Annotated in this window: 15 protein-coding genes; 7 read left to right on the top strand and 8 right to left on the bottom strand. The window is 64.4% G+C overall.

Features of this window, described 5'->3' with window-relative positions:
• Positions 1-216 precede the first annotated feature (216 nt).
• From CFP71_RS43525 to CFP71_RS44950, 4 genes are all read left to right on the top strand, one after another.
• On the top strand, positions 217-372 hold the full coding sequence (locus tag CFP71_RS43525; protein WP_143267097.1) for a hypothetical protein: 156 nt from the start codon (positions 217-219) through the stop codon (positions 370-372).
• A gap of 109 nt (positions 373-481) precedes the next feature.
• Positions 482-991 carry a hypothetical protein gene (locus CFP71_RS15035; protein ID WP_093934464.1) on the top strand — a complete coding sequence of 170 codons (510 nt, stop codon included), beginning with the start codon at positions 482-484 and terminating at the stop codon, positions 989-991.
• 117 nt (positions 992-1,108) lie between these two features.
• A complete protein-coding gene (locus CFP71_RS45330; protein ID WP_279629223.1) occupies positions 1,109-1,234 on the top strand; it encodes a hypothetical protein in 126 nt (41 codons plus the stop codon).
• A 130-nt stretch (positions 1,235-1,364) separates the two neighbouring features.
• Positions 1,365-1,526 (top strand): helix-turn-helix domain-containing protein, encoded by a 162-nt coding sequence (locus CFP71_RS44950; protein WP_244199691.1) that lies wholly within the window; start codon positions 1,365-1,367, stop codon positions 1,524-1,526.
• Here CFP71_RS44950 and CFP71_RS15025 read toward each other — a convergent pair.
• Positions 1,514-2,248: an alpha/beta fold hydrolase gene (locus tag CFP71_RS15025; RefSeq protein ID WP_208635959.1), complete on the bottom strand. Its 735-nt coding sequence runs from the start codon at positions 2,246-2,248 to the stop codon at positions 1,514-1,516. The two genes, CFP71_RS44950 and CFP71_RS15025, sit on opposite strands and share 13 nt — an antisense overlap.
• Positions 2,249-2,993: 745 nt before the next feature.
• On the opposite strand from CFP71_RS15025, the gene CFP71_RS15020 reads away from it, so the two are divergent.
• Positions 2,994-3,644, top strand: coding sequence for an SRPBCC family protein (locus CFP71_RS15020; RefSeq protein WP_244199690.1), 651 nt, complete (start codon positions 2,994-2,996; stop codon positions 3,642-3,644).
• A gap of 279 nt (positions 3,645-3,923) precedes the next feature.
• Here CFP71_RS15020 and CFP71_RS15015 read toward each other — a convergent pair whose 3' ends face one another.
• Positions 3,924-4,586 (bottom strand): HAD family hydrolase, encoded by a 663-nt coding sequence (locus tag CFP71_RS15015; protein ID WP_208635958.1) that lies wholly within the window; start codon positions 4,584-4,586, stop codon positions 3,924-3,926.
• 1,442 nt (positions 4,587-6,028) lie between these two features.
• Here CFP71_RS15015 and CFP71_RS44945 point away from each other — a divergent pair.
• Positions 6,029-6,400 carry a serine hydrolase gene (locus CFP71_RS44945; RefSeq protein ID WP_244199689.1) on the top strand — a complete coding sequence of 124 codons (372 nt, stop codon included), beginning with the start codon at positions 6,029-6,031 and terminating at the stop codon, positions 6,398-6,400.
• 107 nt (positions 6,401-6,507) lie between these two features.
• On the opposite strand, the gene CFP71_RS44175 is transcribed toward CFP71_RS44945, so the two are convergent.
• Positions 6,508-6,651, bottom strand: a complete 144-nt coding sequence (locus CFP71_RS44175) for a hypothetical protein (RefSeq protein ID WP_167406130.1) — start codon at positions 6,649-6,651, stop codon at positions 6,508-6,510.
• Positions 6,652-6,849: 198 nt separating this feature from the next.
• Between CFP71_RS44175 and CFP71_RS44170 the strand changes: the two genes are divergently transcribed.
• Positions 6,850-7,005 (top strand): hypothetical protein, encoded by a 156-nt coding sequence (locus tag CFP71_RS44170; protein ID WP_167406126.1) that lies wholly within the window; start codon positions 6,850-6,852, stop codon positions 7,003-7,005.
• Positions 7,006-8,139: 1,134 nt separating this feature from the next.
• Here CFP71_RS44170 and CFP71_RS15000 read toward each other — a convergent pair.
• The 5 genes from CFP71_RS15000 to CFP71_RS14980 form a co-directional block, all read right to left on the bottom strand.
• Complete coding sequence (locus CFP71_RS15000) at positions 8,140-8,493, bottom strand: hypothetical protein (protein WP_425266617.1); 354 nt, start codon at positions 8,491-8,493, stop codon at positions 8,140-8,142.
• Positions 8,494-8,716: 223 nt separating this feature from the next.
• Complete coding sequence (locus CFP71_RS14995) at positions 8,717-9,061, bottom strand: hypothetical protein (RefSeq protein ID WP_093934462.1); 345 nt, start codon at positions 9,059-9,061, stop codon at positions 8,717-8,719.
• Positions 9,062-9,984: 923 nt separating this feature from the next.
• Positions 9,985-10,392, bottom strand: coding sequence for a hypothetical protein (locus CFP71_RS14990; RefSeq protein ID WP_244199688.1), 408 nt, complete (start codon positions 10,390-10,392; stop codon positions 9,985-9,987).
• 226 nt (positions 10,393-10,618) lie between these two features.
• Positions 10,619-11,347 (bottom strand): DUF2382 domain-containing protein, encoded by a 729-nt coding sequence (locus CFP71_RS14985; RefSeq protein WP_093934461.1) that lies wholly within the window; start codon positions 11,345-11,347, stop codon positions 10,619-10,621.
• A 46-nt stretch (positions 11,348-11,393) separates the two neighbouring features.
• Positions 11,394-11,696: a hypothetical protein gene (locus CFP71_RS14980; protein WP_093934460.1), complete on the bottom strand. Its 303-nt coding sequence runs from the start codon at positions 11,694-11,696 to the stop codon at positions 11,394-11,396.
• Positions 11,697-11,881: the final 185 nt, after the last annotated feature.

Below are 11,881 nucleotides of genomic sequence, written 5' to 3'. Positions count from 1 at the left end.
TACGTTTCCTCCGGTGGCGCTTCACGACGACTCATAGGCGTCTACCCGCGCGCCGCGGACCTCAACCGTGGAATCTGACGATCACGGCCCCGGTTTCCCGGCACGAAGGAGAAATACGGTTCGGCGGCGTTTGGCGGGACGCCGATACGGGCACCACCAGCCCAGTCCCCGTCGTGGCCGTGATTCGTATCGGCCGCTCCAGGAAAGTGAGTCACCATGATCGTGCTCGGAGTCATCATTCTCGTGATCGGCCTGATCGTCGGCATCCCCGTGCTGACCACCATCGGCGCCATTCTCGCCGTCGTGGGCGTGGTCCTCGCGATTCTCGGCGGCACGGGACGCAAGGTGGGCGGCCGCGCCCACTGGTTCTGAGCCGATCGTCGTCCGAACCGACTGCCCGGTCCGCGTTTCAGCGGGCCAGGGCCCCGTTCTTCCCCCTCCCCCGCAACATTTCCTTTCCACCGCACCTGCGAGGACCGCGATGCCTGAGCCGCCGACCCCCGAACCCGTCCCGGCAGAACTACGGATCCTGGCCGCCGAGGCCGACGCTCTCGCCGAGCGGACCGCGGAGATGGCCGCTCGGCTGGAGGCCGCGGACGACGGGCACCTGCAACGGCTGGCGCAGCCGATGAACAAGGCAACCGGCGATCTGGCCGACTACACCGGCGAGATCGCGAGGACCGCCGCGTATCTGACCCGCGTCCGGGTGTCCCGCGATCCCCGCCTGTGCGACGTCCCCTGGGGCATCTGCCCACTCCACGGCGTCACCCTGCACTCGTTCCGAGACCGGGCTTGGTGCACCGCCACGGGCTGTGGCAACTCCTGGGAATACGACCGGCTGCACACTCCCTGCACGGAACCGGCTGTGGCGATAGCCACCGATCGGGACGATGTGACCGGCTCGCTCTGCTCGGCCCACGCCTCAGACGCCGGGCGGCGACTGGACGGATGCAGCGTCGAATATCTCGATCACCGGGCGGCGAACAGCTGAACGCCCTCCTGAGGACGAAGGCTGACCGCGTTCCTGGATGGTAACCGCGCATTGGATCACACAGGACATGCCGAGCCTGTTGTGCATGTCGCCTGACCACACCCGGCGATGCTGCGGATGGCCAGGGCCCTCGGCATGATGGCCAGATGGACCGTGCGGCGCGGCCGGCTCGGCTACACGACGGTGGTGATCACGGCGACCGGCGAGCGTCCCTTCGAGCGAGTACGCACCGAACTGCTCTAGGGCGAGTGGCTGCGTCGGACCGAACGCCGCAGTGACGCCCGCGTACCGCCGCGTTCGGAGTTGGCGATCTTCTCGCGGTCGCACGCGAAACCCTGGGTCGCGCGCGCCTCGATTGAACTCGAGGCCGCCGGTGGTCCGCCTCGCCGCGAACGGCGGCACGAGCCGGGAAATCGTCGCGCAACTGTTCCTCAGCCCGCGCACCGTCGAGCACCACCTGTATCGCGCCTTCCCGAAACCCGGCGTGCGGTTCCGGCGGAAACTGACCCGTTTGGACCTCGATCAGGCGTACTGAGCGCGCAGCCTGTCCGCGAGCCATTCAGGCCGTTGCAGGGGAATCCCGTGCCCGCAGTCATCGACGATCGCCAGGTCACTCGTCGGCAAGGCCTGGTGCAACGCCCGGGCGGATTCCTTCATGAAACCGCGTTCGTTCTGTCCCGCGAGCACCAGCGCGGATCCCCCGAAGGCGGGCCAACCGGACGGGACGGTGAAGCGGATGTTGTCCTCGACGACCCTGACCAGCGTCCGTGTCGTCAGCCGGGACGATGTCCGGACGTAGTCTTCGAGCAGATCGTCGGGGACGAACAGCTGTTTCGCCTGGGAACGCGCGAATCCGGGACGCCGCGCGAGCGGCGCCGCGGCGGCCAGCAGTCCGAGCGTGAGCTTGGGGAAGCGCGAGGGCTTCGCCTGGGCACTGATGACGGCGACGTGCGAAACGAGATCCGGCGCCCGGGACGCGAGCTGTACGGCGATCTGGGCACCGAAGGAGAATCCCACCACGGCGCAAGGCTTCCCGACCTCCGCCTCGAGGTAGCTCCGCAGGTCGAGAGTCGTTCTCTCCTGGGCAATGAACGGCTCGCCGGCACTGCCGCCGTGGCCGGGCAGATCCGGGACGATCACCTCCCACGCGGGAGGCAGGAACCTCCGGAGCGGATTCCACATCCAGCCGGCGACTCCGCCGCCGTGCACGAGGACCACCGGCATGCCGCCGCGTTCACCGGATCGTTCCACATGCACTACAGGCTCCTCCGCGTGCTCACACCCACACGGAAGGGTATCCGTGGGCTACACCGACACCGCCGAATGCCGGAGTGTCGACGTTGACGGTCTGCACTCGGCGACCGACCCGGCCCTGCGCGGTCGAGTCGGATCAGGTCTGCAAACGCGCCGTCAGCAGGCGATCGCGACCAGGCGGCGCCGGGCGGCCCGCGCTTCGGCGGTGAGCGCGGCGTCGAGAGCAGCTCTGGCAAAGACAGTTGCATCGGCGACGCACACCCTGCCCCGTGGCGGACACGAGTCTGTTGAACGCGGGTGCCGTTTCCAGACCCGAATGGGGCCATTGCTTCCTCGAACTGCCTCGCGAATCGCACTATGGACGCTGGCACCGCAGGCAACGCCAAAGTGCCAGGCCTAGCTTATATAAGTCAGACCCGTTACGATCCGGTCGTGCCCGCGTTCGACATCCCCTGCGACCCAAAGCGCTGCCGTGTTCTCGAGCCACTCGCCGGCGGCGAGCGGACCTCGCGGGCGATTACAGACGTGATTCGGGCCGAGCGCGCACGGCCCCAGCCGGCTATCCAGCGACATCTGCGCGTTCCGCGTGAGAACGGGTTTGCCTCGATCCGGGCTGAGTGGGCCCGCCGATTCCAACGCTGTCGTCCCTTGCCGCTGAGCGAGGTCGACGAGTAATTGGAGTGGCTTCGCGGGCCTGGGATCACCTCAGGCGTTGACAAGGCCGAACCGCCAGCGAAAGGAAGATGCCTTGAAGGACATACTGGACGAACTGGCCGCTGCACGCCGGACGATGAGCACGGCGACCCTGCCCGCCGGGGACGCGTACACGATGGAGCTGCGGCGTCGCTACGACGCGCCGGTCGACGACGTGTGGAACGTCATCACCGACCCCGAACGGCTGGGCCGTTGGCTGAAGCCGGTTACCGGGGACCTTCGGCTAGGTGGATCGTTCGAGCTGGACGGTGGTGAGCACGGGGAGATCCTCCGGTGTGACCCGCCGCGGCTGCTGCGGGTGTCCTGGCTTTTCGGGCCGGGGGCCGATGAGTGGCCGGGTACGAGCGAGGTCGAGGTGCGGCTGTCTCCGGGGCCTGCCGGGGACACCGAGTTCGAGCTGGTCCATGCCGCGGCCGTCGGGGAGCCCATGTTCCCGACCTACGGGCCTGGTGCCGGCGGTGTGGGCTGGGACCTGCATCTCCTCGCTCTGGCTCGCTTCCTGACCGACGGCGAGAGCCTCGACCACGATGAGTTCCGGACCTTGCCAGAGGGGCGCGAGATCGCTCGGCGTAGTGCGGCGGCATGGGGCGAAGCTCACCTGGCCGCCGGCGGCGACCCGGACCACGTGGCGGCCGCGGTAGAGGCCACCACCGCGTTCTACGCTCCCGAGGGAAGCGGGCGATAAAGTACACCACTTCAATCGACGAATCGACGGGAGGCGATTTTAGTGTCGCCGGTCGTCCAGGGCAGGTGCCAGGGGACGAGCGGGGGTTTCCCGTCGTGTTCGATCAGGACCCAGACATCGTCATCTGTGAGCGCCTCGTTACGGGAAAGAAGACTAGCGAGCTTCGATGGCGGTCTTGAATTCCGCTGCGGCTCGTTCGACCTTGTTCTGCGGGTCGGCCAGCAGCGAGGCGACCGCTTCTTCACATCCGGATCGACGGCATCGACAGTGTGGATGCGGCTAGCGTCGAGTCGACCTGATCAGCCGGCTCAAGCTCGGTATCACCGCGCGTAGGTCGTCACTGTCGACCACGGTGTCGGCGGACGCGCGTGCTGCGGTCGAGGCGTTGAACGCCACGCTGAGTCCGACAGCACCGAACAGTGGCAGGTCAGATCGGCTGTCTCCGATAGCCGCACACGAACTCGGTTCCAGATTCAGCTCTCGGGCTTGACTGACGGCGAAATCCCGCTTGCCGTGCTCGTCGAAGTGATGGCTCACGCGTCCGGTGAACAAGCCTCGCTCTGTTTCAAGCCGCGGACCGCAGAAGGCGTGAAAACCGAAGCGGCTGGCCAGGTAGCCACCGACAGGCGCCCAGGCAAGGGTAGACAGCATAGGTACGAGTCCGTTCCGCCAGCACCAGGCCACAGTCTCCGCGATACCCGTGACCAGCGGAAGCCGGTGGAGCCAGTCACGGATTTGCGTCTCGGAAGTTCCCGCCCACCCCGACGCGTCCAGCACCGAGACCTGGTGGTTGTCCATGGTGCCCGCAGCATAGGCATCTTCAGCCGTGACCAACTCGTCGTAATGGCCGAGAAATCCCGCCAGGAAAGCCGACGAGCTCGTCTCAGGGACGAGTGTGCCGTCGACATCGAAGAAGACGGCCGCGAGCGCAGACGAGACCACCGACCCAGCATGCCCGACGCGACACCCGCGCGCTCTGTTAGATCTGTTCCGCCGACGCAGCAGGCACGCCACTTGCTCGACGGCATCACCTGCTTGAGTGCCGAACGATCTCTCCTTCATCAGGTCGATGTGAAGGACTCCACCCATTGGGTCACCTGAAGACCGCTGACCGCCCCGTATAGCTGGAAACAGCGTAGGCGCGGAGAAGCAGCGCCCATCGCGATCCTCAACCGTGCTTCGACGACTCGATCACTCCGGCGAGCGCAAGAGCCACCGCCACGGAGAAGTAAGTACCCGGTCGTCGCAGGACGGCCGACTTTCGTGACCTCATCATGCCCACCTCCCACAGTGATCGTCACTGAGAGACGTATGAAGATCAATAAGGATCTTTTCGGGTGGCATATGTAACTCGCTTGCCAGCTATGGAGCGAAAATATGACCCAAAGTGTCCACTTGTCTCCGATTGGATCACGCGCGGAGTGTGACGTACGGTGCCTGTCAGTGCGCTGGGGATACTCGGAGGGTGACTACTTCGAGCACGTTGCTGTCACCGACCCCGATCCCTGCGGCGCCCGCCGCGGCGGGGCTTCCGCGCGGACGTGAGGTGCTCGCCAGATTTCCGGACGCGGAGACAGGCGCAGGCGCATTCCCGATCTGCGCGGCGACGAAGCCGATGCCCGCCGCTGGGTGCGGATCAAACGTAAGGCCCTGGTACTCGGCGTCAAGAAATCCCTCAATGCCCGGCGACAACGTGCGAGACCGACATCTGCTCCAGGCAGTCGGAGACGCGACCTCACCCGACACTCGGACCAGCTGGCTGCCGAGGTCAACTTGCGCTGGCACCCACGAGCCGAGGACCTCCTGTTGTGGAGCCCTGCCCTCCAAGAGACCAAACGCAGTCAAGGCGGCGGTATCAACGTCCGCTATCGCGCAGGACTCAAAAGTGAACTTCTCGATCCTTCCTCCGCATCCGGTACACCTTCTGAATCGTGAGCGGTAGGCAGCGTCTGAAACAGCAATTCCCTCTCCTCCAGCGATAGACCGGATACCTCGATCGGACTCGGCCGGGAGATAAGATGTGGCCGTCAAATGGCCACATCTCGCCTTAGCGTTCCGATCAGTGCTCGCACCGCGTCGGCAAAGCCGGCCGTGCGAGCCTGCGTGTTCAGGTCGACGCCGCGAACTTGAGGATCAGAGTGAAAAGACTTTTCAGTATCCTGGCGGCGTTGCTCGCTGTGCTGGCCTTAGCGCCTGCCATGCCCGCGAGTGCGTCCACCGGCTTCGACCGGGAACTCCAGGCGCGCATCGCACGCGCGCAGGCCTAGGCCGACAGCAGGCCCGGTGACACCGGGATCGTCCTGCGCGACCGGTGGACCGGTGCCGTCTACCGGAGCGCGGGCGCCGGGACCCTCATCTGGGCCTGTTCCACCCCCAAGCTGGCCATGGTCGTCGACCTGTTGCTGCGCAACGATTCCGGGGCCGTGAAGCTGACCGCCGGGGACCGGGACCTGATCCACCGGATGCTCAACTCCAGCGACGACGCCGCCGCCCTCACCCTGTGGACCCGGTACGGCGGGGAGGCCGAGTTCGCCAAGCGCTTCCCGTCCTACGGGATGACCGACATGCGGTTCACCGACCAGCACCCGCACCACTGGGGCTGGATCGTGAATTCCGTCGGTTTCGTCGGGCCGCACGAGCGGTACACCCTCGCGCTGATGAACAACACCAAGGTCATCCAGAACGGTTACGAAACCGGTCAGGAGACCACCACCAAAATCAGCGAAATCCTGTTCACAGGCTACTTCGGCGACTGACACCGCCACACGAACTCTGGCAACGCCCGGCTGACAGCGTCAAGTCAGGCTGCCACCACAAAGCCGCGCATTACCGCGGGCATAATACTGGGAGGAACCCTGTGGCCTCATTCAACGTGAAACCGTCGAAACCGGTCGCCATATTCGGCGCGCTGTTCGGAATCGCACTCCTGCTGTTCGGGATATTCAGCGGGATCGGCTGTAATACCGGATTCATCTGGCTCTGGGGTAGCCGCGGGCGTGCTGATCATCGGGTTCAACCTGTGGGCGGCATTCAGCAAACGTGGCGCCACAGAAGTCCTTGAGACCCGAGAGGACGACTGATGCGACCGGCCACGCACTCATACACCCGGGTGCGTCGCCGAAGCCGACGTCGGTTCAGGAGACACGATCCGCTCAGGCGTGAGCGACGCAGGTGTAAAACACGGTAGTCCGGGGAACACCCATCCATGACTGACATGACGAACGTCCGTGCCGGTATGACCGAGATGGGTGGGCGACCCGGCCAGATCGCCGCCATGCGAAGGATTTTGCTCGCCTTCGGAGTCGGCGGGGCGCTGGGATGCCTGACGTGGATGGCGATCTGGCTGGCGACTCACGTGTGAACGGCGTCCCGCCGAGTGATGGATGACAGTTGTGGTCGTTCCCCGCGTGGGACGGTCCTGGCGAAGCTCGTTCCATGGCCTGCCCAGCGGGCACCGAAGCCCGGACCCGGTGCGGAGCGGGCCTGTCCACGACGTGAATCCCGCTCTGAACCAGAGCGATACCGTTACGGCGCCACGCCAGGCTCGGTTTCGAGATAGAGACCATGTGCCGGATCCGAGCCTTCCGGGCCCTGTACACAATTCACGCCGGGATTCGATCCATTGCTCCGCGCCGCACATCGCCACTGATCCGACAGTGCGACAGGTTCGGTGGTGATCAACCCCGGAACCGCGTTGTACTCCGCGATCACACCGATCGCCTCCTCGCATCCGACCAGACCGCCTGCCCCCGGTATGGCGAATAGTGTGTGGGTGCTCCCGTTCTTCATCGCCACTGGCCCGCACGGGACCGGATCGGAAGACCGGACTTCAGCACCTGACGCTGATTCGGCGGTTCCGCAGACAGCCAGCATCACAGCACCCCCTGCAGCGATCCCCATCACGAGCCGACGCGCTTTCGAAATACTTGCCATGACATTCATCGCTTGTCCTCCTCGCTTCTCGGAACAATGTCTTAGAGACGTCTCGATCCACCCAGAGGTTGCCTGAGCGGCTCACCGCGACCCCCTCAGGGACGACAGGAGCCCTCGCACCGGCACACATGCCTGCATCGTGAACCGATCGAAGATCGGATGTCCAGTGATGACGCCGTAAGTCACGGCCGGCGATGAAGCGCTCAACGACTCCGCCGAGCTGAAGGCCACACGCGTTCCGAGGGAAAGTTGCTCGCCGGCTTGCGTCATTACCGATCTACTCTGAAAGCGGCGGTTTGCACAACCACGTTACCCAGTGCCCCGTGTCGCCGTTGGGTGTCACCTTCACGATGCGTCTTTTCTTCCGGGTAGGGCTGACCCTGATACGGCTTGATGGCCAGCCCTACCCGTGCCGACGTCGCCAATGACCGCAGTGGTCTCGAAGGTGGAGCAGGAGTGCGGCCTCTCTCCACGATTCAAAGATCCCACGACCTCTGGACGAATCGTCGACCCCGTCCTGGTCGGCTTCCGTGCACCGTTCAGCCGGCCAGAACAGGAAGTATCAGTTGTTCTGGAGCGATCCGCCGTCGGACACCACGCCCGCCGCGCAGTTGCGCGGAGGTACGCCACTGGCCTCGTGGTGACCCGGAGAAAGGATCGGGACGCCGACGCCATTGAGGGAGTTCCGAACGGGCAACTGCACGCCGAGAACGTTGATTTCGTTGTCGCACAGGCCAAACGTGCCGTTGACGTCGTGCAGTACGTCGATGTTGTTCGAGTTGACCAGCCCCACCTGACCGCTGTGGTCGTGACCATAGCCGGGCGTGTCCGCCGCCACGAACCCGATCTTCTTCAAGACAAGCGCTCCCCGATCGCGATCACATCGAATGAGACAGAGGCGTGCCCTCGTCTCCATCAAGAAATGTACGGAAGATTATCGGTTCCCATCCAGACCAGACCACCATCGTGTGCCCGGCGCAAGCCGCTGACCTTGACCGGATTGATCCGATCGGGTTGAATCGACCATTTTGTTCAGTACGGCATTGACATCGAAATCAACCATGAGCGCTCTGTATATCCGAAGAATCCGGGCACAACAAAGAGCCCTGCTCGTCAGAGAGCAGAGCTCTTTGCCGGCTCTACCGTTCCGGCCAGGCCTCGGCTTCCGCCGTCAGCGCGGTCGCGATGTCGATGTCTCCTGATCGCACACGCCAGGCAAGAGACTCCGGCCAAGGCTGCACCAGCAGCCAACCTTCGACTTCTTTGTCGGCGTAGCAAGGGTTTTCATCGTCGCCGATGCCCAGAGAGGTGAAGTACCGACGAGCAGGCCATGTGTCTGGGACCCACATACGGGCCCAGCGCACGACAATACGAGCCAGATCGTTGTTCCGGTCCGCCGGATGGATAAGACGGTCCCCGCTCGTGCAGATCATGTTCGAAGTGAAGGCCGCACCCAAGGGTGCGACCATGGGTTTATCGCTCAATTCTCTCCCGCCCAATACATGGGCCTCGGTTGCCGACGGGTGGTCGACCTTGAAAAGGAAAAGGAGAACGGCCAGTGGGCGGACTCACAGATTGGTCCGTACCTCCACGGCTCTTGTTTGAACCGGTGACCATCATAGCGAACATCAAACCCGGAGGAAAACCAGGTTGATCAAGAAGACGTATGCGAACGCGAGAAGCAGCGCGCACCATCGTCAGCGGCTGCCGACCTCCAGCGATGGTTTCGACCGATCAGCAGCGGACGGGGTACCGCAGCCAACGTCACATCATCCGGTATGCGATGTAGCGATCACATGGCGAGCCGACTGCCAGCCTTTATCACCCCCTCGCCACAACTGTCCCGCGATCACACACACCAGAGGTTTGCGTTGGCGAGCAGACTTTCCCGACCGACAGGCTAGCGACGGACCTAGCCGAGAAGAAGGGTGCGAGAGCAAAACCGTTCTGACGAGTGCCTATTTCCCGAAGCTCAAACTCTCGATGATACTTGCCTTTCCATGTAGCGAAATACCGCTAATGGCTGACTCGATTCGCCGCCTCCCCGCGCGATACAACACACACAGTGATCAACTCGATCGCGGCCTCCAGGGCGGACCAGGTGACCTACCCACGAGATCATGGCAAACTCGCCGCCCGGCAACGAAAAAGCTCGACGCACGGAGTGTTCTTTTCGGTTTACGTGGTAAGCGAGCGATCTAACCGTCTGGTCTCTTCGGGTGCTCGATGATCGACCTCAGGCACAGACGCACACGTTGGCTGCCTTCCGCGGTGACTCGATGCCGGCGAATCCGGTCCTTCGAGGTGTAGCCCGGATCAAGCAGGTGGCCCGGTCGATCGGCCGGTCGGTGCCGCGCTCGCGAGTGCCGACGATCCGCACGATCAGGACCGAACCCGCTGGGGTGCGTCAGTCCGATCGCCGCGTTCGCCTCAGCAGGCCTTCTACGGCAGAGAGTGTCACGGGCCGGTGCCGAACCACGACGTTCCATGCCGCCCGTAGCGGAACGTCCATGGCGAGAACGAGGTAAGGCTCGTTACCCCATCGACTCGCGACCACCGCACCGAGGCGCTCCGGCTCGTCGTCATCCGGGGCACCGCCCGGCAGGAAATCCAGCGTCATCTTCGTCCCGGTCATGGTCAGGTCGTCGAGTAACCCTGCGCCGGCAGAGGTGAAGCTCCGCAGGAGGTTGCGGCCTACGACGCTCGACGGCATCGGCGCCTGCGGGACAGCGAAGTTGTAAGCCCGCACCGAGCCGAACACCATGTACCGGCCGCGGCCGGACTCAACCTCGTCCGGCATGATCAGGCCAACCATGCGCCGCACCGCCGCGTGAACCGCCCACGATCATGGCGTTTCACTCATCCTGGTCCTCCGGGTGTCTTGTAGACAGGATGGAGCCGGGATGCCAGCGGCTCGCGCTCGCTGGCATCCCTCTGCACCCGGGCTATACCCGTTCGGTGCCGTCTCGGCCCGAATCCTCTTGCTCGAGACCCTCGGCCGCGTCCGGCGGAGTTCTCTCGGCGCCGAAAGCGGCACCGTGCTACCTCCGACGTTCGACGGATGGGTCGGTGACCTCGATTTGCTCCTTGCGGACCTTGCCGGTCACGGTCTCCTCCTCGGACACCGTGCGTTTGCCCAGAGTGACTTTCTCCACCGGCACGGTTTCGGTCCTGACCACGGGCTTCTCGGCATGCAGGGTCACCTCGTGCTCGGCTTCCTCCACCCGATGATCGCCTGGCCGCCCATCCGTGATCGGTTCCCGTTCGACACGCACCTCCTCGTGTCGAACCGGAACCCGAACCTGCTGTTCCTCGGTCACGATGTACTTACGAAGACGGACACGCCCGGTTTCGACCGGTTCCGTACCCACGCGAAGCCGCTCTTCCGAGCGTGTGATGGTGCCATCGCCGCCGTCATGCCCGCGGCCCTTCGTGTTCCCGTCGCCCTCCGGCATGCTGATGTCCAGGCCGTAGTACCTGTAAAGGTTCTGACTTTCTTCCGTCGAGAGGTGACCGTCGGCATCGACGCGGGGTGCTTCCGAAACCTTGCTCTTGGCTACCGGAACAGTCACCTCGTCGCCGCGCACTTCTGCGTCACGCAGCGGGACGAAACTCTCCTTGTGACCGAACAGACCGGTCTTCACCGTCGCCCACTCGGGGGTGCCGGTGTCGTCCGCGAGATAGATCGAGCCGATTGAACCGATCTTCTCACCTTCCTTGCTGATCACCGTAAGACCGGCGAGATCCTCTGGGTTCACGGAACGAGACATGGAATGAGTCCTTTCGAAGGGAATACGACGGGTGGTCACGACAGCGTCAGCGGTTGCCGACGACACGCGGCTGATCACGTGGCAGTTCGATGTGCGCCTTCTGTGCGTCGAGCTGAACGGCGCCGTTGGCCGCGTTGACACCCTCCTGAGCGGCGAAATCGTCTCCATTGGCAACGACGACACCATCCAGGTCGAGCAGCTGTCCCGCCCTGAATCCCGCAGGCGACTCACCGGCGGGCAGGAGCTTCACCCACATGCGCTGGCCGGCGCTCTCCCCGATCCAGAAGCCCTCCGGGCCCGGTACCGACTGGACCGCAACCGCGGTACCCGATACCGGCTTGCCGACCAAGGAGGTGAGTTCTCCCTGGGGGAGCGGGAAGACACCTCGGCCATCGACCGACAGCCGGCCCTGCGTCCCGGCCAGACCTCGTACCGGTTCGCCGACTTCCCCCGGCGAACGAACTGGCAGAGAAGCGGTGGCGGGCGGAGCGGCACCGTCAGGCCGCCGATTCGCGTCCGTTCCCTGGCCAGTGC

Origin of the sequence: Amycolatopsis thailandensis (assembly GCF_002234405.1) — a bacterium.
Lineage (GTDB): Bacteria > Actinomycetota > Actinomycetes > Mycobacteriales > Pseudonocardiaceae > Amycolatopsis > Amycolatopsis thailandensis.
This window is presented reverse-complemented; position numbering and strand designations above follow the sequence as displayed.